Origin of the sequence: Nostoc sp. (genome assembly GCF_036917235.1) — a bacterium.
In the GTDB taxonomy this organism is placed as follows: domain Bacteria; phylum Cyanobacteriota; class Cyanobacteriia; order Cyanobacteriales; family Nostocaceae; genus Nostoc.
This window is the reverse complement of the sequence record NZ_JBALDU010000094.1, coordinates 1-25,050: the sequence shown is the minus strand read 5'-3', so window position 1 is coordinate 25,050 and position 25,050 is coordinate 1. Positions and strand designations below refer to the sequence as shown.

Here is a 25,050-nt window from a genome sequence, read left to right as displayed (position 1 = left end):
GACTTATAAGTAATTCTTTTTACTTTTTCTGTGCTAATGTCTGTAGCCATTCAATCAGTGGTCTTAAGGTTCCTGGCAATGCTGACTCACTGACGGTCACAGTATGCTGCTTACCGTTATCTTCTACTGTTAATTTATATTGAAAGCGATCGCTCTGAGGATTTGGCGAAGTAATTAGTTCCGGTAGCTTAAATAAATCAGCAGCTTCCACCAGTCGGGGAAGGGTGGCAGCTTCATGTGGCGGGAGAGTGTCTGTATCAACGGTTGTTTTCTTGGTAATCCCAGCAAAGCCGCCTGTGCGTTCAAACGATATCCGCATTTTTTTGCTCTCCGTTGTGCTACTTATTTGGGAGAAATACAAAGACTGGGAGATGATAGTTTTCACCTCCCAGTTTAGCAATAACAAACAACACATCTAAAAAAGTTAGGAGTTAGAAGCTAAGAAAAAACTTTTAACTCTAGATAACTCCTACCTGCTGCCAAGCATTCTGCACAGCTTTTTGCTCATCACTATCATTACCATAGAGTTCGCCAGCAACTTGAATGGTGACGTTAGCAGCGTTTTTAAAATCTGCTTTGGCACGCAAGCGATCGCGTAAAGCTATATACCATATTTTGCCAGCTTTTTCCCAAGCATACCCACCAATCTCAACAGCCGCTAGATAAAAAGCATGATTAGGAATTCCTGAGTTGATATGCACCCCACCGTTATCATCAGTACCAGTATATTTATCTTTTACATGGGCTGGTTGGGGATCTTTACCCAATACTGAATCATCATAAGCTGTTCCCGGTACTTTCATCGATCGGAGGGCAATACCTTTGACAGTCGGCACTAAAAGACCTTCGCCAATCAGCCAATCAGCCTCTTGTGCAGTCTGATTTTTGGACTTTTGTTTCACCAGAGAACCAAAGACATCAGAAAACGATTCATTTAGTGCCCCTGGTTCGCCATAATACTGCAAACCCGCTTCATACTGAGTTATCCCATGAGCTAACTCATGCCCAATCACATCGATTGATTTCGTGAAGCGCTGAAACATTTCTCCGTCGCCATCACCATAAACCATTTGGTCGCCGTTCCAAAAGGCGTTGTCGTATTTAACGCCATAATGCACCGTGGAGTCTAAACGTAGTCCTTTGTCGTCAATAGAATTGCGATCGAATATTTCATGAAATAAGTCATAAGTAGCACCAGCAGCATCGTAGGCTTCATTCACTGCGGCATCACTACTTGGTGGATCTCCTTCAGCGCGCACCAATGTGCCAGGGAGTTGCTGTCCATATTTGGCATCGTAGATGGTGCGACGCTTTTCACCCGGTGAAGGTGCAAAGGAGACAGTACCGATGACATCTCTGCGTCCGCGAAGCTGTGCTGAAATATTTAATGTATGAAAAGCCCAACTCCGCTGCTGAGGATTGCCATTTACTACGACATTTTCCAGCATATGGGGCGGGATAATACAACAAATAGGGCATCTAGAGACAAGTGGATGCTCATGCTTGAACCCGGCTGATTTCTTTTTATTTCGAGCCATCCAAGATATTCTCCTTTTGAAACTAAGTGATGGCAAACAGTGGCTTTAACTCCACTGGAGAAAGGAGCAGAAAAACGAATCCAAATCGCGTGTTCCTGGTTTTTTCTGAAGGAAATTTTCTACTCTGTATTTTCGGATAGGTCTGTAGAGGATTGATAGTATCCTCACAGGTACTTTTGATGTGGAAATATTGTATAAAAACACGAAGCCAGCTTAATTACCGCAAGTTTCAGCTAAAACCCTTGTGTGAGTTAGCAAGACCTCCTTTACAGACCTAATGCGTTTATATATTAGTTCTTATCAACAGAAATAATATTATTTATTGCTGTTTTGTTACTATCAAGTTGTTAATGCTATAAATGCCTATTGGAGACAGACAAATCTCAAATCTAGGCATCCAAAACCGAAAATTTTCACAGCCAGCCACCAAACACTGCCAGACCATAATATTTCCAAGGCACTGCAACTGTCTTAAATCCAGCTTTGCTCAACATTTGTAAATGAGCATCCAAAGTAGCTAGCTGGTCTTGGCTGGAGTAACCTTGAGTACTACTGGTGGCACGTTTAGCGCGAACCTCTGTCAAATTAATTCCCTGTTCAACTGCCCATTCCTCTCGTGCCGCCTTGTAAACTTCTGCTAAGGCTGGTGATTCTGGTAAAGTAGGGTCTGCATTCCAAAAACAGCCGTTTTGAGTGAGGCTAGCAGCAATTCGCTCAAATAACTTCAACTTCATCCCATCTTGGAGATGGTGAATTGCCAAAGATGAGACACAAGCATCAAATTTACTACCAATATCCAAGTTTTCTGGATTATTTGCCCAGTCGCCAAAATCTGCTTGTATACCAGTCCAGCGTTGTTGATATCCATCTGCTGTGATTTTATCTTGGGCAAATTGCAACATTCTAGGTGAGTAATCTAGTGCAATTACTTGGGCATCTGGAAAGCGGTTGAGTATCTTGAGACTAAGTTCGCTCGTACCACAACCTAATTCTAAAATACGTCGACTTGTGGAAGGTAGACAATGGGTAATTACCTCCAACATCTCATCGTATCGCGGTAATAGTTGGCGAATACCAGTGTCAAAATCAGCAGTGTTGGCGAATACCTCTCCGGGAAATAATTGTTGCATGGGGATTGGAACTAATATATACACTAATCAATATTCTCAAGCGATTTTGGGGATAGCTTCTAAAGATGTGACATTATCTAAAATTAAGAATCTATTACACCTCAATTGATAACCAATATGTCAAGTCGCTTTGCTTTAACTTTTAACCTCTAATTAAAAAAAAGATCACGAAAGAACTGTTTTTTCTCTGAGCCAAGCAATTAAGTTTTTGACTTTTCCTTTTAAACTGTATTGAGAAGTATCAATTGTATTAGCTTCTGGAATATCAGAAATCAACTTTGCGACTACACCAAAAGTAGAAGTTTGGTTGTATATTAGATAATTACATTTGCTTAATAAATAGATATCTATTAAGGCTTGAACACCATTTTCAAATCTATCTGGACATTCAGGATTCTGGTGTAAAGATGAGCCTGACGCAGGATACCACTTATCTGTCACTAAAATATTAGTATATTTCTCTCTAAAAGAATCTTCTACTGCGGGATTATCAGTAGCTAAAAATATTAAACTTTTAGGATGTTTTTCAAGAATCTTATCAACAAATTTTAAATAGAGATTTTGGGAAGTTTTTCTGTCAGTATATCTAACATGAACCCCGATTACTATATCTTCAAAAGAATTATCTACAGTTTTTTTAATAATTGCTTCAATATTAGGTTGTAAACTCAGATGTTCTCTAATTATCTTTTTTAAGATAGTTTCATTACTCAGACTTTGTAGATAAGCGAAATCACCTAAAAAATGTCGTCTTAGCTTATAAGTCTCTGTTACATAAGACCATCTAATCAAAATATCTTCACTATAATCTATGCGAGACATATTAGTAGTATATTTTGCCCATATTTTTGGGTTGTTATATCGCAAATCATCTGGAGATTCGTATGATAACAGTACTTCATTCACTGATTTATCTAAGCTATTTTTCCAGAAACTTGGATAGACAGATTCAGTAGAAGGTATTTCCGAAGCTTGAGTCACGTGATGAAGATTAAAAAAGTCAGGAAAAACATTGCTGCGATTGTTCGAGTAAACCTCATCGCTCCAATCAACAACTATCTTTCTATTAGTAAGTTGAGCATATAAAATACTGTCCAAGAGAGCGAGAAAACGATTTCCCATCCCTGCTTTGCCTTTGACTAATAAAAACTTCTCTGAAACCATTTTTGATTGCTCCTAACAATTTTAAACTCAAAAAATCGTTGACGAACCCGCCAGGGAAGGTTTTATTCATATTTTCTAGATCGCCAGAATAATATCACTCATGATAGGTCAAATCAATAGTTGACGAACCTGCCAGGGAAGGTTTTATCTCTTTAGACGGAGTTTATAGCCGCCACATTGAGTTCCCTGACAGGCTGCTAGGTAAGCAAGAGAAGGTTTTTGGTTATGAGGATACTGATACCCCTGTTACTCGTCAATTTGACCGACGCGGCGGATATTCAAAATGTCGCTCATTTTCTTAATTTGGACGAAGACTTGCTCTAGTTGAAAGCGATCGCGTATATCTATTCCTAAGTCGATCAATGCTGGTTGGCCAGTAGAGGTTTTCACCTGGGCATGACGGACGTTGATTCCTTGGTCGCTTAACCGTGACAAAATATCCTTCAGCACCCCAACACGATCCAGAGCTTCAATTTGTACATCTACTGGGTACGTATGCGGACGACCACTATTTTCTGCGGCTGGGTTCCACCTAACTGGTACTAAGCGTTCATACTCCACAGTCTCCAGATTATGGCAGCCTTGGCGATGAATTGAAATCCCCCTACCTCGCGTCACCACACCAATAATTGGTTCGCCAGGAATCGGGGTACAACACCCAGCTAAATAATATACCAAACCTTCCACCCCAAAAATTGGCGAATCTGTGGAACGTGAGGTAGTTGCAGGTGCATCTCGCAAAGCTTTTGATGTACTTGCTTCTTTAGGGATAAATGGCGACACAGTGGAAACTGGTTGTTGTCCCTTCGCTACTTCTCGCCAGCGATTTAGCACTAGGTTCAACGTAATTTCTCCATAACCCAAACCAGCGAGTAAATCTTCCACGCTATGGTAGTTACACTTTTCGGCGACAATCTGCATTGCATCCGACTTCAGTAAACTATCAAAACCAGTTTTACCTAGTTCCTTTTCTAACAATTCCCGTCCACGGGCGACATTTTCTTCCCGGCGCGATCGCTTGTACCATTGTTTAATCCGATATTTCGCCGCCGAAGTTCTGACGAAGTTCAACCAATCCAAACTCGGATGGCAGTTCTTTTGGGTCAGAACCTCTACAATATCGCCATTGTGCAGCCGCGTTGACAGTGGCACCATTCGCCCATTTACCCGCGCCCCTGAACAGTGGTTTCCTACTTCTGTATGAATGCGATAAGCAAAATCTACAGTGGTAGCACCGGGACTTAAAGGCACAACATCCCCCTTAGGGGTGAAGACATAGACATCATCTTCAAATAGATTATCTTTGACGCTATCAAGATATTCTTGTGCATCTTTAAGATCGGTTTGCCATTCTAGCAACTGCCGCAGCCAAGTAAACTTGTCATCTGTCGCTGTCAAATGGCTAATGCTAGAACCACCTGTTTCTTTATACTTCCAATGGGCGGCAATCCCATATTCGGCGATATGATGCATTTCGATTGTCCGAATTTGCACCTCCAAAGGACGGCCAGTTAATCCAATCACCCCAGTATGCAATGACTGGTAACGGTTCGGCTTTGGCAGTCCAATATAGTCTTTAAATCTCCCTGGAATTGGGCGAAATGCATCATGAACCACCGCCAACGCCCGATAGCATTCTTCATTGGTTTGAACAATAATCCGCAGCGCCGCCAAATCGTAAATTTCATGAAATTCCTTTTGTTGGCGGTGCATTTTTTGGTAAATGCTATAAAGGTGCTTGGGACGACCGCTAAGATCCTGGAATTGGATTCCGGCTTGCTGCAAACGTTCCCGCAAAATGTCTGTAGCTTTGGCCAATTTTTCTTCTCGTGCCGTCCGTTTTTCGGAAACATGCTCCTGCATTTGGCGGAAAGCTTCCGGTTCCAAATATTTAAAAGCCAAATCTTCCAATTCCCATTTAATCCGCCAGATTCCCAAACGATTGGCTAAAGGTGCAAAGATATCTCGCGTTTCTTGGGCACTGCGGCGGCGGCTGGCCTCTGACATATATTGTAAAGTTCGCATATTATGCAAACGATCTGCCAATTTCACCACAATTACCCGAATATCTTGCGCCATTGCCAAAAACATCCGCCGGAAGTTTTCGGCTTGGCTTTCGGTTTTGCTGGTGAAATTGATTTTAGAAAGCTTGGTGACGCCTTCAACCAATTGCCGTACTTCTGGGCCAAAGCGTTCTTCTATTTCTTGACTTGTAACTTCTGTATCTTCGACGACATCATGGAGAAATCCAGCTGCTATCATAGCAGCACTGCCTCCCAAGTCACGCAACAATTCAGCTACAGCAATGGGATGAGCAATGTATGGTTCTCCCGATTTGCGATATTGACCTTCATGCAGTTGGGAAGCAAATTCAAATGCGCGACCAATTAAGACGGCATCATGATGCCTTCGGTCATCTTCCACTGCGCCACTACTCGTCGATGACTCCTTCAAACATTTTTTTAACCATTCGGGAATAGCAAGATCAACTGATGAATTTATCGCTATACTGCTCATACAATTGGGTTTAGAAAGGATCGGTAGATAAGTGAATGATAAATAGAACTAGCAGCATCCCCCTGAAAAGATGCTGTTGTCCAAAAACGGATCGAAAAAGCAATGTAAGGATGATTCTCCAATTGCAATGGTAGTCATCCAGTTTGAGTTTCAAGGATCGTTAAAGAAAGAAAATCCATTGATGGCAAACAAAGCCTCAAATGACGATTTGAGGCTTTTAGTGCTGATAAGTCTTTAAGAAAGTTTATTGTAAAAGAAAAATTACTTGACATTAATACTATCTTAACTAGCACTGGATGTCTTTAAACCGTGAGAAATATCTGGCATTCGTAACTTTGTTAGAGCAATTACGCTCCGATGCCACAACTACCCAAATCGTTGCACCACAACTGCGGCAGCGTGTAGCCACGTTGCAGCAATTTTTCGGGCAACAGATTGTGCCTTTGGCTGATGAAAACTGGCGAGTGCAGTCTTATCAAACGGAGATGAGCAAGCAATTGCGCCTGTTGGAAATAGATGTGATGTTTTTCCAAGGAGCGCGGCAAGCATCTACTGCACAAACGAGACTTCAAACGATTAGCGATCGCTTGACAACCCTCATTCAATATTGTGATGCCATTCTGCAACCAGAAGCGGAAGGAGAAAAATAACAATTGTTCACCTTTTTCTCTAATCCCTCCATCATCTCATTTATGACCTATGATGGAAAGTTATTTTGCTAACAAGTTGGGAATAGGAAGAGTTGAGAGTGAGAACTTATAAGAATTCTTCCCCTATTCCCTACTCCCTACTCCCTTTATCAAAAGATTCATGGTGCGGCGCATGTATGCTTCTACTGGCTCGGTTGTGGGTTTGAAGATCAGCGCATAATATAGTGAACCGCTTACAAGGTCGATAATTAAGTCTACGTCTGCATCCTTGTGAATTTCGCCTCTGCACTTGGCACGCTCAAGTATTTTAGAAAAGGCTTCACGTCTGAGTTTGGTATATTTTGTCCAATAGACCTCGGCAAATTGAGGATTGCTAGACGCTGTACTAACAATCAGCGCAAGTGTCTGACGACCAAGGGGACTATCTATTTTTTTGGCGGCATTCTTAATCAGGATATCCATGTCTCCCCAAAAGCTGTCGGTATCGGGGATCGCTAAATCATCTCTCAGACTTTCTATCGCGTCTGCAACTAGTTCTTCTTTGGAAGTGTAACGCCGATAGATGGTTGTTTTACCAACTCCAGCACGAGAAGCGATCGCTTCTATACTCATGCTTTCATATCCTACCTCTGCAAGCAGATCCAAAGTCGCTTGCAGAATAGCTTGGTCGGCGTGGATGCTGCGTGGGCGTCCAGAGGTGCTGTTGATTTGCTTACTCATAAAAATATCATCCCCAAGCAATATCTTCTTGGCCATTTGCTTCTACTTTTGGGCATAGAACATAGCTTCTGGGAAAGGAAATAAGCCTCATAACCCAATTCTCATGCACTAAAACAGCAGCAATGACCATCCATCTTTAGCATAGGTATTTCTGCCGCTTTTCAGGAAAAACTCTCTTGACCGTTTTTATATGATACGCTACCGTAGCGTATATATACAATACTTAATTTTAGCTTTGGCATTGCTTGACATCTCCCAAATATTATTTGTGCTAAATAATGGCTACCAACATTAAAAGTTCTAGTTTTGACGAATTTGGTTATGTCCACGGCCCATTGAAGTGGGCGATCGCTTTTACGGCTTCTCTGGGTGCGATACTAGAAGTAATTGATACTAGTATTGTTAACGTTGCCCTGACAGATATACAGGCTAGTTTGGGTGCAACTGTTAGTGAAGTCGGCTGGGTGGTAACTGGATATGCGATCGCAAATGTCGTCTTAATTCCCTTATCTGCATGGCTGGGAGATTACTTTGGACGCAAAACCTACTTTATCTTCTCGTTAATTGGCTTTACCCTAGCCTCGGTTTTATGCGGGTTGGCATTTAATCTCCCGATGCTAGTTTTTTCTCGAATTCTTCAAGGTTTATGTGGTGGAGGGTTGCTAGCTAAAGCCCAAGCGATTTTGTTTGAGACTTTTCCACCTGCTGAACAAGGTTTAGCACAGGCAGTTTTTGGGGTAGGTGTAATTGCTGGCCCAGCCATCGGCCCGACTTTAGGAGGATTTTTGGTGGATGGTTTGGGCTGGCGGTGGATTTTCTTTGTTAATATTCCCTTCGGGATCGTTGCAGTGGCGATGTCAGTAGTATTTTTGCCCAAAGACAAAGATAAGAGTGAGACACAAAGCCAAGCCGTCGATTGGTTCGGGATTGGGTTTTTGGTTATTGCTATTGGTTGTATGCAAACTTTGTTAGAGGAAGGAGAGCAAGACGACTGGTTTTCCTCTAGTTTCATCACTACGTTAGCGATCGCCAGTATTATCGGATTGGGGTTATTTATTTGGCGAGAACTGAAAACAGATCACCCTGCTGTGGATTTGAGAGTTTTGCGCCACCGTTCTTTAGCTGCGGGAAGTGTTCTCTCAGCAGTGGTAGGTATGGGGCTTTATGGCACACTCTTTGCTGTGCCGATATTTGCTCAGAGTGTGCTGCACTTTACGGCAACGCAGACAGGACTATTGTTAGCGCCTGGTGCTTTAGCGTCTGCGATCGTTATGGTTTTATTAGGCAAACTCTCTAGTAAAATTGATGCCCGATTTTTAATTGCAATGGGCGCTGTGGGATCGTCTGGAGTCATGTTTCAACTCGCAGCAATTACCCCACAAACTGGTATAGATGATTTATTTTGGCCATTGGTATGGCGTGGAGCTTTTACTGTTTTGATGTTTCTCCCTTTGAGTTTGGCAGTTTTAGGCCCGCTACCTAAACAAGATGTTTCTGCTGGTTCTGGTTTCTACAACCTTACCCGACAACTAGGTGGCAGTATCGGCATTGCCCTACTTACTACTCTGCTTGACCGAAGACAGGTTTTTCATCGAGCTATGCTGTTAGCAAAACTTAGCCCTTATGACCCAGAAACCAGTCAGCGACTCGATGCGCTCAACGGGGCACTCCAAGGTCAAGGCATAGATGCGGCAACAGCACAACAACAAGCACTAGCTTTATTAAGTCAAACAGTAGATATTCAAGCTGCTGTTTTATCTTACGCAGATTGCTTTCGAGTCGTAGGGGTAGGGTTCCTTTGCTCATTACCTCTGTTGCTATTTCTGGGTAAAGGCGGTGCAGGAGCGAAAGCGCCAGTCGGTCACTAGGGTAAAGGAAATAGCGATCGCATCCCTATTCTAAATTCTCTGAGTGCAAAACTACGTAATAACACGGCTTCAGGATTATTCTCTGCCGAAAGTCACAGCAAAAAATTAATACACACGGATTGATCTAGATGAAAAAAGTAAAAGTCCCACTCAGTTTTGAGTGGGACTATATGAAGTCTTATTGCTAAAATGAGAAATCTTGATCTTAGAAAAAGTTCATTATTGTAATAATACCAACGCTAGTTAACACCATCAAAGCGCCCATAATTATAGACTGGCCTAATGGATTGCTGAATTTTGCATTGTTCATTTAAGTAAAATCCCTTTTATTAATAGTTCCTTAACCATATCAAAATCAGTATAAATAGCTATAAAAATAATGTAAAACTTAAATTACCTTAAACTTTCTTAGTAAATACTTATTTTTGAACTTAAGTATCAATTTTTACTTTTAATGATTTGTTCTTCTGGCCTGCCGACTTCCCATTCTCCAGTTCCACAACGTAGTAATTTCCGAACAGAATAAATACCTGAACTCCGAGCGGAATACGTGCCTTGATGGGATAAAATAAATCTTAACCAAGGTAAAAATATTTTGAATAGAAGATTATCATGACAGCATCCACGGAATCTAGAAACCAAGCGATCGCTTTTGACTTAGACAAATTAAATGAGCAATTTGAAAGTGCCACTCCCAAAGACATACTGGCATGGTCTATAGAAAATATCCCAACGGGACTGGTGCAAACAAGCGCCTTTAACGTGGATGACATGATAATTACCCATATTCTTTACACTGAACTGAAACATCCCGTTCCTGTAATCTTTCTTGACACCTTGCACCACTTCCCTGAAAGCCTAGAATTGGTAGCAAAAGCCATACAAATCTATAACCTAGATTTGCAAACTTTCAAAACTCCAGATGTAGACACCCGCGAAGCCTTTGAAGCCAAATACGGCGACAAACTCTGGGACAAAGATATTGCCAAATTCCACCACATTACAAAAATTGAACCACTGTTACGGGGTCTAGACGAACTCAACAGCGTCGCTTGGATTACTGGACGCCGCCGCGACCAAGCAGTAACCCGTGCGAATATGCCCATATTTGAATTTGATGGTAAAGGTCGGCTGAAAGTAAATCCCATCGCTACTTGGACACGCCAAGATAGCTGGGTTTACGTGGCTGAACATGGAGTCATCTACAATCCCCTTCACGACCAAGGTTATCCCAGCATTGGCGACCAACCCATCACTACCAAAGTAGGCGAAGGCGAAGACGAACGCGCCGGACGCTGGCGGGGAAGTGATAAAACAGAATGCGGAATTCATATTTAGTCATTGGTTATTGGTCATTGGTCATTTGTCACTTGTACTGAGTTTTGACTGCGCTCAACTACCGCGTTCGCGTAGCGTCTCGTAGAGAAGTATTAGTCATTAGTATTAGACAAAGGACAAATGACTAAGAACAAAGGACAAATATGATTAAAATCCTCCATCTCTCCGACATACACATGGGAAGCGGCTTCTCCCACGGACGAATTAATCCCGCGACTGGATTAAATACGCGGTTGGAGGATTTTGTCAATACTTTGTCTATATGTATTGACCGAGCGCTGACAGATGCTGTTGATATGGTGATATTTGGTGGCGATGCATTCCCGGATGCTACACCACCGCCTTATGTACAACAAGCTTTTGCCAGCCAGTTTCGCCGTCTGATGGATGCGAATATTCCGACAGTGCTGTTGGTGGGCAACCATGACCAACATTCCCAAGGGCAGGGAGGGGCGAGTTTAAATATTTACCGCACTTTGGGAGTGCCAGGGTTTGTAGTTGGTGATACATTAACTACGCACTGTATTGAAACCCGTAATGGCAAAGTGCAAGTAATTACTCTGCCTTGGCTGACTCGTTCGACTTTGATGACTCGCCAAGAGACTGAAGGTTTGTCTTTGGCGGAAGTTAACCAACTATTAACGGAACGTCTGCGAGTTGTGCTAGAAGGGGAAGTTCGCCGTCTCGACCCCGATGTGCCTACTATTCTTTTAGCTCACTTGATGGCTGACAATGCAACCTTGGGCGCAGAACGCTTTTTGGCAGTAGGTAAAGGCTTTACTCTACCCCTATCTTTGCTGACACGACCTTGTTTTGATTATGTAGCGTTAGGACACGTCCACCGCCATCAAAATCTGAATAAATCTAACAATCCGCCGGTGATTTATCCAGGGAGTATTGAACGGGTAGATTTTAGCGAAGAAAAAGAAGACAAAGGCTATGTAATGCTGGAACTGGAGCGGGGAAGCGCTGAATGGGAATTTTGTCCCTTAACAGTTCGGACTTTCCAAACCATTGAGGTAGATATCTCAAAAGCAGACGAGCCGCAAGCGGTGTTAATGAAAGCGATCGCCAAGTATAATATTGAAGATGCTGTAGTGCGGCTAATTTACAAACTTCGCTCTGAACAGATGGATTTAATTGACAGTTCTTCTCTACATACTGCTTTAAATCCCGCTCATACCTACACCATTCAAGCAGAATTAGTGAGTCAATTAGCCAGGCCCCGGATTCCTGAATTGAGCGCAAGTAGCAGCATCGACCCAATGGAAGCGTTAAAAACTTACTTGAACAATCGCGAAGACCTTAAAGACATCGCAGCATCAATGATGGATGCAGCCCAGAAGTTGCTAGCAGATGAAGTGGAAGTTTGGCTGGAAGCAGCAACTAATGAGTAGAATCTTACAAAGGTATTCAGGGTTAGCGCATCTCAAAGCCTATTTACAGGTGGATTATAAGCGGGTAAGTAATCTAAAATAACATTGGGTGAAAAAGTACTTAAGTTCTGTGCTAAATCTATCTTTGTCTGTAGAGGAATTTGAGTATGCCAAGACGCAAGCGCGGAGTTATACTCACTTCTGTTGGTTTACAGAAGTTTGAGGAAGCAAGGCACAAGTTTGAGTTTCGAGATAATTTTGGCAAGAGATTCACTCTTGAAGAGTTAAGCTACCGCACTAACTTAGACCCTCTAACAATTAGAAAAGTTTTGAACCGTAGAAAGGGAGTTGACAAGCGAACACTTGAGGCTCTCTTTCTTGGTTTTGATAGCTGCCTATGCGAAGGCTATTATTCGACCTCAGACCCCAATTGCCGTCAAGATTGGGGGGAAGCTGTTTCTGTCTTAGCATTTTACGGACGTACAGAAGAACTCAGTACTCTGGATGAGTGGTTGCTGAAGGATAGCTGTCGATTAGTGACCATTCTCGGAATGGGTGGAGTAGGGAAAACTAGTCTGTCGATCAAATTGGCAGAACTAATGCAGGACAAATTTGATTGTATTGTCTGGCGATCGCTTTATGACGCTCCACCCATTGATACATTCTTGGGTAGCATCATTCAGTTTCTGTCTGACGAGCAAGAAACTGAGGCAGAATTGCCGGAAAGCGTTAGTGATAAGATTTCCCTGCTGCTTAACTACTTTAAGGAAATGCGCTGCTTGGTCGTGTTCGATAATGTAGATGCTGTGTTACGTGGTGGAAGTCGAGCCGGACAATATAACCTTGGATATGAGCAGTATGGCGAACTCCTCAAACGAGTAGGTAAATCAGACCACCAGAGTTGCTTGCTACTCACAACGCGAGAAAAACCTAAAGAGGTCGCCTCTCTAGAAGGAGAAGCCTTACCAGTGCGAACTTTGAGATTGGGTGGACTAAAAGAAGGAGAGGGAGAGGAAATTCTTAAGAGTAAGAGGCTCAAGGGTTTAGAAACTCAATTTAACGCACTGGTCAAACGCTATGGAGGCAATGCCTTAGCCTTAAAAATTGTGGCAACTACGATTCAAGATTTATTTGATGGTTATATTTCTGAGTTTTTAAAGGAGGAAACTAGCGTATTTGGCGATCTTCGTGACCTATTAGAGCAGCAATTTGAGCGTTTATCTGATGAGGGAAAAGATGTAATGTACTGGCTAGCGATTAATCGGGAGCCAGTAACCCTCTCTAAATTACGAGAAGATTTAGTATCGCCTTTTCCCCAACTGAATTTAATTGAAACCCTAGAATCTTTGGGACGGCGATCTCTCATCGAACGAGATACAGTTTACTTCACCCTACAGCCAGTCGTGATGGAGTATGTGACAAGTCGCTTGATTGAGCAAGTTTGTGAGGAGATTGTTAAGCAGGAGTTTTTGCTTTTTAGAAGCCATGCTCTAATCAAAGCTACTGCGAAAGACTATATCAGAGAGACTCAAATTCGTCTCATTCTCTATGCCGCGATCAACCGATTAATTCCACTGTTGCAAGGCAAAAAAAACTTGGAATATGAACTGACTCAAATCTTACTCAAACAGCGAGAGAAATCCCCCTTGGAGCCGGGATATGTAGCAGGTAATATTCTTAACTTACTCAATCAGCTAGGAACTAATTTAACGGGCTATGATTTCTCTGGCTTAAGCATTTGGCAGGCTGACCTACGAGATGTAAATTTGCAAAATACGAATTTTGCTTACGCCCATCTAGTGAGGTGTACGTTTACTGAAACCTTTGGTGCTATTCATGCGGTAGCCTTTAGTCCTGATGGAGAACTTCTGGCGGTAGGTGACAGTAATGGAGAAATTCATTTGTACCAAGTTAGCGATGTGCAACCAGTCTTCATCTGCACGCGACATAAAAGTTGGGTAACATCACTGACGTTCAGCCCTGATGGTAAGATTCTCGCTAGCGGTAGCACAGATTACACAATAAAGCTGTGGGATGTTAGTACTGGTCAGTGCCTTCACACCTTAGAAGGGCATACAAATGAAGTTTGGTCGGTTGCATTTAGCCAAGATAATTGCACATTAGCAAGTGGCAGCGATGATTACACTGTGAAGTTATGGAATAGTAGCACTGGAGAATGCTTCAAAACACTTGAAGGACATTTGAGTTGGGTACTATCTGTTGTCTTTAAGGGAGATACTCAACTATTGAGTGGTAGTGACGATCGCACTGTTAAATTGTGGGATATCAATACTGGACAGTGTATGGAAACGTTTGAAAAACATCATAATAGTGGAATACGATCAATAACCCTCAGTCCAGATGGTCAGATACTGGCAAGTGGCAGCGAGGATCGCACTATTAGGCTATGGAAAACTCAAACGGGTGAATGTCTCAAAACACTTCTGGGGCATTCAAATCGAGTTTTTTCAGTGGACTTTAGCCCGCAAGGCGACCTTTTGGCTAGCGGTGGGCACGATCATACCGTGAAGTTATGGGGTGTCGATACGGGTGAATGCCTCAAGACCCTACAAGGACATTTCAGTTGGGTTTTTGCAGTTGCCTTCAGTCCCCAAGGCAAGCTTTTGGCTAGCGGTGGACACGATAAAACCGTGAAGTTATGGAGTATCGATACAGGTGAATGCCTCAAGACCCTACAAGGATATACCAATCAAATACTCTCTGTTACCTTTAGTCCTGTTAGTGCTAGCTTACCAAGCATTTGTCAAATTTTTGCTAGTAGTAGCCGCGATCGCACTGTGAGGTTATGGGATGCCGCAACTGGTGAATGCCTCAAAGTGTTAAAAGGACATTCCAACTCGGTTCATTCAGTTATCTTTAATCATGAAGGAAATATCCTAGTCAGCAGTAGTGTAGATAAAACACTAAAAATATGGGATGTTCCTTCAGGTAAAACCTTAAGAACCTTACAAGGACATCGCGCAGCAGTTTTGTCGATTGCCTTTAGTCCAGATAGCCAGACGATCGCAAGTGGCAGTGAGGACTGTACTATAAAATTATGGGAGGTTCCTTCAGGTCGAACCTTAAGAACCTTACAGGGACATAACGCTGCGGTTTGGTCAGTTGCCTTCATCTCTCAAGGAGAAATATTGGCGAGTGGCTCTTGGGATCAAACGATCAAGTTATGGGATATTCACACGGGTGACTGCCTCAGAACGTTGGCAGGACACACGAGTTGGATTTGGGCAATTGCGATCGCCCCTGATGGTAATATCCTGGCAAGTGCTAGTCCAGATCGAACAATCAGGCTGTGGAATCCGCACACGGGTGACTGCCTCAACGTTTTGCAAGCAGACACAAACTGGTTGCAATCGATCGCCTTTAGCCCTGATGGCAAGATACTGGCTAGCACGAGTCACGATCTGACAATCAAGTTGTGGGACGTTTGCACGGGTGAGTGCGTGAAAGTTTTGCACGGACATACAGGCTTGGTTTGGTCACTTGCCTTTAGTCCAGATAACCAAACCTTGGTTAGTGGCGGTGACGATGAAACAATTAGACTTTGGGATATCGGAGCAGGCAAATGCTTAAAAACCATGAGAGCGACTAAGCCCTATGAGCAAATGAATATTTTCGGAGTTAAAGGTTTAACTGAGGCGGCAACTGCCACGTTGACCTCTTTAGGAGCAGTTATCTAAGCGGATGTTTGAAAAGTATTTCTCTGTAACTTGAAGCACTTTAGATCCCCCCTAATCCACGCCAGTCCTCCCCTTAAAAAGTTACGGTGTACACACAAGTCCTAAAAACCTAGCTTGATAAGCATTTCCTCGTTCCCAGTCTCCGACTGGGAATGCATTCATTGAGTCTCTGACTCAATATCTGACTAGAGGCAGAACCTCTAATCAGGCATTCCTATGCAGAGCATAGGAACGAGATAAACGAGAGAACAATGAGAAATTGATCTTTTTTTGACTTGTGTGTACACCGTAGCCTTAAAAAGGGGGGAACCGGAGTAAAAGTCCCCCAATTCATCGGGGGATTTAAGGGGATCTAAAACTTTTGATACTGATAAGAGGAGTTTTCAATCCTCTAAGCTCAAACCATTAGCCTAGTTCACTGAGACATGACTGTTCGGGCTGCTTCGAGGGTGCGATCGATATCTGCTTCGGTATGAGCTAAAGAAGTAAATCCGGCTTCAAATTGAGATGGAGCTAAATAAACTCCATGTTCTAACATACCGCGATGGAAGCGAGCAAATTTACTTAAGTCAGACTTTTTGGCATCCTCATAATTGCGAACCGGATCTTCGTTAAAGAAGAAACCAAACATCCCGCTTATCTGACCACCACAGGCAGCATGGCCTGTTTCTTTAGCAATCTCCAGCATCCCCTCTGTGAGTCGCTTCGTAATGCGATCGAGATACTCGTAAGTTCCAGGTTGTTGCAACAACTCTAACGTCTTAATCCCTGCTGTCATTGCCAGTGGATTGCCCGAAAGCGTTCCGGCTTGATACACGCTTCCGGCTGGAGCAACCATCGACATAATTTCTTGGCGACCACCATAAGCGCCGACTGGCAGACCACCGCCGATGACCTTACCTAATGTAGTTAAGTCAGGAATAACACCAAATTTCTCCTGCGCTCCACCGTAAGCGATCCGAAAGCCTGTCATCACTTCATCAAATACTAATAGCGCTCCATACTCCTGCGTGAGTTTTCGCAAACCTTCAAGAAAACCCGCAGTAGGTGGAATAAAACCTGCATTGCCAACCACAGGTTCAATAATTACACCAGCAATTTCATTGGGATTTTGCTCAAATAATAGTCTTACTGCTTCTAAATCGTTGAAAGGAGCAGTCAGCGTGTTGCTAGTCACCGATTTGGGCACACCAGGAGAATCGGGCAAACCGAGAGTGGCAATACCAGAGCCAGCCTTAACGAGAAACATATCGGCGTGTCCGTGGTAGCAGCCTTCAAACTTGATTGCTTTCTCCCGCCCCGTAAAAGCTCGCATCAGACGAAGAACAGCCATACAAGCTTCCGTGCCGGAGTTGACAAAACGCACCATCTCGATACTGGGAACAGCATCGATTACCATCTGTGCCAGTACATTTTCTAGATAGCAGGGCGCACCGAAGCTAGTTCCTTTATACAGGGCATCGTGCAGAGCGGCAATGACTTCAGGATGAGTGTGACCGCAGATAGCAGGCCCCCAACTGCCGACATAATCGATATATTGATTGCCATCCACATCCCAGATGTAAGCGCCAAGGACACGATCGAATACGATTGGCTGTCCACCAACAGATTTGAAAGCCCGCACGGGGGAACTAACTCCTCCTGGCATTAATTTTTGGGCAGCAGCAAAGATTTCCTCCGATTGGGTGGTTTTTAACCGAGTCGTTGCAATCATAATTTTTTATCCTGAGATATTTGATCTGATGCGATCGCGAAGAGCGAGAATCTAGTTATTAAGAGTGTCAAGCAAAACGTGCAGATATTATTTCAATTCGAGCATGACTTCATTGTGTCTAAATGCGGGCAAGATGAACGGAGAGTCATAAAAAGCATAAATCGCTTTACCTTTTGTCTCGATACCTTGCCGAGCCAGAAAAGCAGATAATTTGGCTTCGTTTTCCTGCAATTGTTCATCCCCAGCTAGACCGGAGAAACGGATTGCCGCTACTTTGTTGCTGGGAACTTCTTTGATAGTAATGCGAGAGTCTTTTGGTTTTGGCAGCGTTGCCAGCGTATATTGTGAGGGCATCACGAACTGTACCGCCCAAGTATCCCGATTGCTTGTGGCAAGATTTTCTGCCGCTTCTTGTTGAATGACAGGCGCAGTCATGGCGATTTTTTCACTTGGCTGGGATTGCGTGACAGGCGCAGTCATAGCAATTTCGGTTACAGACGTGTTTTCACCAAATATGTAAGCGGCAAGAATCGAAAATGCAGCCTTGTTTGCTCGATCTCTTTCAGTTTGAATGACTGTTTCAGCAACAATTTTTGGCTCGTATTGCCGGATTTCAATATCATTATAGGATTGCAATACGCAATATTTTGGTTCTTCGGTTTGACTCATAAAATCTTTGCAGATACTTCTTGTACTAATCGTCCATCTTCCATGTGGATAATGCGATCGGCAATATCGAGAATTCGATTATCGTGAGTGACGAGTAAAATAGTGCAACCCTGCTCTTTAGCTAGACGCTGCATGATATCTACAACATCGCGACCTGACTTTTTATCGAGAGCAGCAGTAGGTTCGTCGGCAAGAACAATTTTAGGACGACTGACTAGGGCACGAGCGATCGCAACTCGCTGCTTTTGCCCTCCAGAGAGACTGTCTGGATAATAATCGATGCGATCGCCTAAACCAACACTTTTCAGAGTATCCGTTGCCAGCCGATCCATATCTTGTTTTAGGTACTCATCGTGTAATTCCAAAGACATTCGGACATTCTGCTTTGCTGTTAAGAAAGTCAACAAATTGTGTGCTTGAAAAATATAACCAATCTGCCGCCGCACTTGCATCAGTTGCCGCTTACTAGCCCCAGATATTTCCTGTCCCAAAACTTTAAGGTTGCCTTCTCTAGCGGCTCTCAATCCACCTATTAATGTTAGTAAGGTGGTTTTACCAGAACCAGATGGCCCAGTCATAATCACGATCTCTCCAGAATAAATGTCGAGATTAATATCAAACAAGACTTGCTTGCAGAGTTCTCCCCGACCGAAGTAGTAATCGAGATGACAAACTGAAATAACGGGTTGTTGGGAAGTGTTTTGAACTTTAAGTTTTGAGTTTTGAGTTCCCTGACTAATTTCTTGCAGCATAAGAGTTCAACCGTAAGTTTGGGCTTGGTTCTAGAAAACTATGAGTTTTGAAATGCGATATTTTTCTAAACTTCAACTCAAAACTTAGAAGATATCAGCCGGATCGGCTGCTCGTAACTTTTGCATAGCGATCGCTCCTGCTCCAATACACATGACAAAAGTCAAAACTAGCACAGTTACCGCACGAGCTAGTTTCATTGCAGTCGGTAAAAACGTCACGGATTGAAAAAAAATGTAAAATCCACTTGAGAGCAAAAAACCTGGAAGAAAGCCCAAAACCGCTAAAGTAAAAGCTTCTTGAACAATAACTCCAATCAGATATATATCGCTGTAACCCATTGCTTTTAACGTTGCGTATTCGGGCAAATGATCGGAGACATCGGTATAGAGAATTTGATAAACGATAACTGCTCCGACTAAAAAACCAATTGCAACACCAAGGTTAAAAGTCGGGCCAATAGAGGAACCTGTAGACCAATATGCACTTTCACGGGCAGTGAATTCAGCAAGATTTAGTACCAGTAAATCATCCGGTAGCTTGGCTCGTAAATCAGCCTGGATCTGCTCAATTGAAGCATTTGGTTCTACGTCAACAATACCCAGATCGATTTCGTTTGATCGGCGTTGGGGAAAGAGCCGTAAAAACGTAGAATCGCTGACGATTAGATTGCCGTCAGCAGAAAAAGAAGAACCGAGCTTAAATAATCCAACTATTTGAATTTGATAATCGTTAGCTTGAACAGAAAGCGGATTCTGTTTTTTCAGTAAACTAGGAACGTCCCCAAGCTGAGGAACCAATCCGGCTCTGTCAAACAACGCTCGATTTAATAACTTCAGTTTATTCAATTGTTGATCGAGTTCTGGTAAGTCAAATGCTGGCTGATTCGGATCGATTCCGTAGACGAAAATTTTACGGCTAGCTCGATTTTCAGGATTTCGCCACGATGCTTGACCCACATATAGCGTCGCAAGGGATTTTACACCGTTAACACCTGCTATTTTATAGAGCTTATTTCTGGAAAAACTTTTGATAGATTGCAAGTTATCAGACAGTTTATTGACTAAAAATAAATCTCCTTTAAGGCTGGTATAGGGGGTAACTTGCGAATCAAAGAGTGCATCCCTAACTCCCAATTGAAAAAACATCAGAAAATCAGCAAAGGCAATTCCTGCTATAGCAACGAACAAACGAGTCTTTTGACGGCTCATTTGCCGCCAAGCAAGTGGGGTTTTGCGGAATAATTTACCGAATATAAATGTTTTGATAGTCAAATTGCTTCGCTCCAATTCAAAATTAAAAATTCAACTGAAGACGCGATGAATCGCGTCTCTACAAAATGGTCTACTTGTCGCATTACTTTTGAGAATTAGTATTAATTTTGCCTGTTCCCTCTTATTGGTTGATATTGTTATTCGGCTGAATAGCAACCTGTACTTGCAAGTTAGTTAAGTTCGCAACTCGTTTGCTAGCTTGTGGATCGAGTGCAATTCTCACTTCAATGACTTTGCGATCGAGGTTTTCTCCAGGTTCGCCGCTAGTTACTTCTTGTTGCATCACCTGTAGTCCAATGAGCCGAACGGTTCCGCGTAACTCTGGGGAGAACGACTCACTCGAAATCGTTACCTGTTGACCTTCACGAACTTTGCCAATATCAGTTTGATATACCTCTGCGATCGCTTCCATTGAGCTGGTTTGTCCGAGTTCGGCAATGCCTTTCTCACCAACAACTTCTCCGGGTTTGGCCTTAATATCGAGAATGCGACCTGCTATGGGGGCGCGAATATAAACTTCAGCGAGATCGGCTTCAGCCTTTTTGACTGCGGCGATCGCTTTATTGACCTCGGCATCAGCTGCTTGCACGTCTACCGGACGTACCTCAGCAATCTTATTTAGGGTTGCCTTAGCTTGCTGGATTTGCTGCCGTAGAGTATCTACACTCTTATTTTGGTTAGCTCTCGCTTCGGTAAGCTGTGCTTGCGCTGTTTCCAGAGCAAGTTGTTTTCGATCTACTTCCACAGCAGAAATCGCTCCGTTTTGGTAAAGCGAGGAATAGCGATTGTACTCACTATTGGCAGTTTTGACTTCGGCTTGCCAGCGAGAGATGGTGGCATCTCTAGTAGCTATTTCGCCCTTTAACTCTTCTTCAAGGCGATCGATTTCAGCTTTTTGGGCGGCAATCTCTCCAGATTTTGCGCCAGCTTGCACCTTGGCTAACTCTGCCTGGGATACTTTGACTTGTGCTTGTGCTTCCAGTAGAGCATTTTGCAGCCGATCGCGCGAATCCATAATGGCGATCGCTTGACCTGCTTTAACGCCACTGCCACGCTGTACAAGCAATTTGGCTACGCGATCGTTGCTTAAGGTAGCAGGTACGGATACGTTGATGACTTCCGTTGCTGGTTCTATCCGTCCTAAAGCGGTAATTTCCTCAATCTTTGGTTTGGTTTGCACAACTTCAACGGGTTTGCTGGTTGATTTGGATTGAGAATTTGATTGATAAATACCGTAGAAAGCGATAATTCCTGTAAGGGCAGTACCACCGACAACTACAGCCAGCGCCCATTGCTTTGAAGGTTTCGAGAGCAATTGTAAATTCATGTCAATCCTTCAAATTTCAGTGAGGACTTTAGTAACGCAAAGCAGGCAAGCAACGGTTTGACGGCAAAAGTTAAACCAGAAGCGATGTTAGGCTTGCCCAATCTTGAGGCTTTAAAAATACTTGGTATAACTCGGCTTCTGGCGTATTTGGTTCGGGTTGATAACCGTACTCCCAACGCACTAATGGAGGTAAAGACATCAAAATTGACTCCGTGCGCCCGTTAGTTTGCAGACCGAAAATTGTGCCGCGATCGTAAACTAAATTGAATTCAACGTAGCGTCCGCGCCGATACAATTGAAAATTACGTTCGCGATCGCTATACTCCATTGACTGCCGCCGCTTGACAATTGGCGTGTAAGCAGGTAAAAAAGCTTTACCGCAATCCTGCACGAATGCAAATAATTCTTCCCAATTGCGGGATGCTGGTATGCCAACGCGATCGCTGGTAATGGCTGCTGCACCTTTGGGATCGGGGCCTCGATAAAGCTGACCTTGACCGTCCTGATAGTCAAAAAAGATCCCGCCAATGCCCCGCATTTCTTGACGATGTTTGAGATAAAAATACTCGTCGCACCAAGGCTTAAACACTGAATAATATTCGAGATCGTGCGCGTCACAAGCCTGCTTTAATGTGTAATGAAAATGGGCTGCATCTTCAGCAAAGGGATAGTAAGGCGTTAGATCGATGCCGCCACCAAACCACCAAACCGGGCCAGCTTCAAAGTAGCGGTAGTTGAGATGAACAGTTGGCACGTAAGGATTGCGCGGATGCAATACCATTGAAGTTCCGGTGGCATAAAACTGATGTCCCTCCGCCTCTGGACGTTGTGCCAAGATTGAAGGCGGCAGGTGAGAACCCCAGACTTCAGAGAAATTAACTCCACCTTGCTCGAATACTGCACCGTCGCGGATGACGCGCGATCGCCCTCCACCTCCTTCAGGTCGTTCCCATGCATCTTCCTGAAACGTGCCTTCGCCATCTAGCTGTTGCAATACCTGACAGATTTCGTCTTGCAACTGTCGCATCAATTGACTGACTCTAGTCTTGGCATCAACTGGGGGTAGAGATTTGGATTGAGTTGCTTGAGGAGTTAAAGTAGTTTTCATAAGATCAACCTATTTTTCCTAGTTTCCTAATACAATACTCCGGACAAAATTCAGCAGCAATAACGCCGTAAAAGCGTAGGTTTTGGTAGTTAGGATGAGATTTAATTACAGTCGGCGAGAGTCCTAACGTTGAAATAAAGGTGTCGAGTAAATGGTCATTGAGTGCCCGTTGTTTGGCACTCGTTATTGGAAAGACAAAGGGTTTTGTACAATTTCCATGTAGCTATCGTAAAGAGTGCTTGTTTCTTCTAATCAGCACCCTAATGAATCGATAGCTTTCTTGTCTAAGGCTCAACTTAAAACTGTCCAGAGTATTGCTAATAGCGAACATTTTTGTTTAGCCTCCTAACTTTTTAGATCCCCCTAAATCCACGCCAGTTGCTCATGGGGGAAACCCCCTTGGCGCTAGCCTCTCCCTTTGGGAGAAGACCGCACTGGCTCCCCTTAAAAAGCTACCGTGTACACACAAGTCTTTTAGATTAGAGTTGTTGCGTAACGTAAGGAAAGTTAATTTTTGCAGGTCAATGCATTAAAGGTGCAGGTCAATGCATTAAAGGTACAAGTCAATGCATTAAAGGTACAAGTCAATGCATTAAAGGTGCAAGTCGATGCATTAAAGGTGCAAGTCGATGCATTAAAGGTGCAGGTCGATGCATTAAAGGTGCAAGTCGATGCATTAAAGGTGCAGGTTAAGAAACTTGTGTGTACACCGTAGCTAAAAAAGGAGGGAACTTCTAAAGTCAGACCATTTGCTACAAGTCTCTTTATCCGCCTAACGCAGTGGCTACCTTTTTAACAGGATTCGGGGATCTGAGTGCGTAAGTTTTACATCTGAAGCACGTTAATACAATTGATATACGCAGCCTTTAAAAACAGTGAAGTTTATCAAAAACTTGCGGACAATATGAAATCAAAACTAGAAAGTTTAATTGCCAAGTTTTGCTAACCAACGAGCAGCATCTTTGGCGTGATAAGTCAAAATCAAGTCAGCGCCAGCCCGTTTAAAGCCAGTTAATGTTTCTATTACTACCCGTTCTTCATCAATCCAACCGTTGAGGGCAGCAGCTTTAACCATCGAGTATTCGCCAGAAACGTTGTAAGCAGCAACGGGTAAGTTGCTTGCTTCCTTAACACGCCAGATAATATCCATGTAGGCCAAGGCTGGCTTGACCATTAACATATCTGCACCTTCGGTAATGTCGAGTTCGATTTCTCTTAAGGCTTCACGACTGTTACCGGAGTCCATTTGGTAGGTTCTGCGATCGCCAAATTGCGGTGTTGAGTCGGCGGCATCCCGGAAAGGCCCGTAGTAAGCTGAAGCATACTTAGCAGCATAGGACAGAATCGGCGTATCTTGGAAACCAGCTTCATCTAAACCCGAACGAATAGCTTGCACGAAACCATCCATCATCCCTGAAGGTGCAATGATATCTACGCCAGCTTTAACTTGGGAAACTGCTGTTTTTTTCAGCAATTCCAGTGTCGGATCGTTGAGAACGCGCCCAGTTAAATCACCTAATTCCAGATAACCGCAGTGTCCGTGACTAGTGTATTCGCACAGACAGGTATCGGCAATGACAATTAATTCTGGGACTGCTTGTTTTACGGCGGTGGCAGCTTGCTGCACGATGCCGCAATCGTGCCAAGCGCCCGTTGCATCTGAATCCTTATCTTCAGGAATGCCAAATAAAATAATGGCTGGAATGCCGAGGTCGTAGACTTCCTTGGCTTCTTCCACGATTTTATCTACAGAAAGTTGGTAAACTCCGGGCATGGATTTGACTTCGTTAGCGATCGCCTTACCCGGTACGGCAAAAAGCGGGTAAATTAAATCACTGGTTGTCAGGAGGTTTTCGCGCACCATCCGCCGCAATTGGGGATGGCTTCTCAGCCGACGCGGGCGATGAATTGGAAACATAGTATTAAAATGAACGATGAAAGGCTTTACAAACATCGAAGGGGTTGGGAATAGGGAACAGGAACGAAAAACTTTAATTGTGGGTTTGAGCCATACTTCTCCCCGCTGCTCCCTGCCCTCTGCCTACACAGCTACGGTGTACACACAAGTCTTTGAGAGCGGCCTCATAGGCTTTTGATCCCCCCAACCCCCCTTCTTAAGGCAGGGCTGATTCATTCCACAAGGGCAAGAAGTTTGTCAATATCATTAGAGAGAAATCTTTGAGCAATTGTGATGGAAAGATGACCATTT

19 protein-coding genes are annotated in these 25,050 nt (G+C 43.5%); 6 read left to right on the top strand and 13 right to left on the bottom strand.

The genetic code is table 11. The annotated features are described in order from the left end of the window. Positions 1-19 precede the first annotated feature (19 nt). The 5 genes from V7K44_RS26190 to V7K44_RS26170 form a co-directional block, all read right to left on the bottom strand. Positions 20-319 carry a protealysin inhibitor emfourin gene (locus V7K44_RS26190; RefSeq protein ID WP_334935865.1) on the bottom strand — a complete coding sequence of 100 codons (300 nt, stop codon included), beginning with the start codon at positions 317-319 and terminating at the stop codon, positions 20-22. A gap of 139 nt (positions 320-458) precedes the next feature. After that, positions 459-1,538 carry a M4 family metallopeptidase gene (locus V7K44_RS26185; protein WP_334935863.1) on the bottom strand — a complete coding sequence of 360 codons (1,080 nt, stop codon included), beginning with the start codon at positions 1,536-1,538 and terminating at the stop codon, positions 459-461. A 413-nt stretch (positions 1,539-1,951) separates the two neighbouring features. Beyond that, a complete protein-coding gene (locus V7K44_RS26180; protein ID WP_334935860.1) occupies positions 1,952-2,668 on the bottom strand; it encodes a class I SAM-dependent methyltransferase in 717 nt (238 codons plus the stop codon). A 165-nt stretch (positions 2,669-2,833) separates the two neighbouring features. Next, positions 2,834-3,832: a nodulation protein NodZ gene (locus V7K44_RS26175; protein WP_334935858.1), complete on the bottom strand. Its 999-nt coding sequence runs from the start codon at positions 3,830-3,832 to the stop codon at positions 2,834-2,836. A gap of 246 nt (positions 3,833-4,078) precedes the next feature. Next, entirely contained in the window at positions 4,079-6,349 is a 2,271-nt protein-coding gene (locus V7K44_RS26170) for a RelA/SpoT family protein (RefSeq protein WP_334935856.1), read from the bottom strand. A 296-nt stretch (positions 6,350-6,645) separates the two neighbouring features. Here V7K44_RS26170 and patD point away from each other — a divergent pair, with 296 nt between their 5' ends. Then, positions 6,646-6,999 carry a heterocyst frequency control protein PatD gene (gene patD, locus V7K44_RS26165; protein WP_334935854.1) on the top strand — a complete coding sequence of 118 codons (354 nt, stop codon included), beginning with the start codon at positions 6,646-6,648 and terminating at the stop codon, positions 6,997-6,999. A gap of 123 nt (positions 7,000-7,122) precedes the next feature. Here patD and V7K44_RS26160 read toward each other — a convergent pair whose 3' ends face one another. Then, on the bottom strand, positions 7,123-7,719 hold the full coding sequence (locus V7K44_RS26160; protein ID WP_334935852.1) for a TetR/AcrR family transcriptional regulator: 597 nt from the start codon (positions 7,717-7,719) through the stop codon (positions 7,123-7,125). 278 nt (positions 7,720-7,997) lie between these two features. Here V7K44_RS26160 and V7K44_RS26155 point away from each other — a divergent pair, with 278 nt between their 5' ends. The 4 genes from V7K44_RS26155 (at position 7,998) to V7K44_RS26140 (ending at position 15,999) form a co-directional block, all read left to right on the top strand. Further along, positions 7,998-9,587, top strand: a complete 1,590-nt coding sequence (locus V7K44_RS26155; protein WP_334935850.1) for a DHA2 family efflux MFS transporter permease subunit — start codon at positions 7,998-8,000, stop codon at positions 9,585-9,587. A 612-nt stretch (positions 9,588-10,199) separates the two neighbouring features. Next, entirely contained in the window at positions 10,200-10,925 is a 726-nt protein-coding gene (gene cysH / locus V7K44_RS26150) for a phosphoadenosine phosphosulfate reductase (RefSeq protein ID WP_334935848.1), read from the top strand. A 143-nt stretch (positions 10,926-11,068) separates the two neighbouring features. After that, entirely contained in the window at positions 11,069-12,322 is a 1,254-nt protein-coding gene (locus tag V7K44_RS26145; RefSeq protein WP_334935846.1) for an exonuclease SbcCD subunit D, read from the top strand. Between the two features lie 146 nt (positions 12,323-12,468). Next, a complete protein-coding gene (locus V7K44_RS26140) occupies positions 12,469-15,999 on the top strand; it encodes an NB-ARC domain-containing protein (protein WP_334935844.1) in 3,531 nt (1,176 codons plus the stop codon). A gap of 415 nt (positions 16,000-16,414) precedes the next feature. Here the strand turns inward: V7K44_RS26140 and hemL are convergent, their stop codons facing one another. From hemL to hemF, 6 genes are all read right to left on the bottom strand, one after another. Further along, positions 16,415-17,713: a glutamate-1-semialdehyde 2,1-aminomutase gene (gene hemL, locus V7K44_RS26135; RefSeq protein WP_442940722.1), complete on the bottom strand. Its 1,299-nt coding sequence runs from the start codon at positions 17,711-17,713 to the stop codon at positions 16,415-16,417. A gap of 87 nt (positions 17,714-17,800) precedes the next feature. Then, positions 17,801-18,382 (bottom strand): SOUL family heme-binding protein, encoded by a 582-nt coding sequence (locus V7K44_RS26130; protein ID WP_334935842.1) that lies wholly within the window; start codon positions 18,380-18,382, stop codon positions 17,801-17,803. Further along, the gene (locus tag V7K44_RS26125) at positions 18,379-19,134 is read right to left on the bottom strand and encodes a DevA family ABC transporter ATP-binding protein (RefSeq protein ID WP_334935840.1); all 756 of its coding nucleotides are present in this window, start codon (positions 19,132-19,134) and stop codon (positions 18,379-18,381) included. Before V7K44_RS26125 ends, V7K44_RS26130 begins: the two co-directional genes overlap by 4 nt. A gap of 84 nt (positions 19,135-19,218) precedes the next feature. Continuing rightward, entirely contained in the window at positions 19,219-20,406 is a 1,188-nt protein-coding gene (devC, locus tag V7K44_RS26120) for an ABC transporter permease DevC (RefSeq protein WP_334935839.1), read from the bottom strand. Between the two features lie 121 nt (positions 20,407-20,527). After that, entirely contained in the window at positions 20,528-21,733 is a 1,206-nt protein-coding gene (locus V7K44_RS26115; protein WP_334935837.1) for an ABC exporter membrane fusion protein, read from the bottom strand. Positions 21,734-21,803: 70 nt separating this feature from the next. Next, the gene (gene hemF / locus V7K44_RS26110; protein ID WP_334935835.1) at positions 21,804-22,841 is read right to left on the bottom strand and encodes an oxygen-dependent coproporphyrinogen oxidase; all 1,038 of its coding nucleotides are present in this window, start codon (positions 22,839-22,841) and stop codon (positions 21,804-21,806) included. A gap of 514 nt (positions 22,842-23,355) precedes the next feature. Here hemF and V7K44_RS26105 point away from each other — a divergent pair. Further along, the gene (locus tag V7K44_RS26105) at positions 23,356-23,556 is read left to right on the top strand and encodes a hypothetical protein (protein WP_334935833.1); all 201 of its coding nucleotides are present in this window, start codon (positions 23,356-23,358) and stop codon (positions 23,554-23,556) included. Between the two features lie 210 nt (positions 23,557-23,766). Here the strand turns inward: V7K44_RS26105 and hemB are convergent, their stop codons facing one another. Beyond that, the gene (gene hemB, locus V7K44_RS26100; RefSeq protein WP_334935832.1) at positions 23,767-24,759 is read right to left on the bottom strand and encodes a porphobilinogen synthase; all 993 of its coding nucleotides are present in this window, start codon (positions 24,757-24,759) and stop codon (positions 23,767-23,769) included. Positions 24,760-25,050 lie beyond the last annotated feature (291 nt).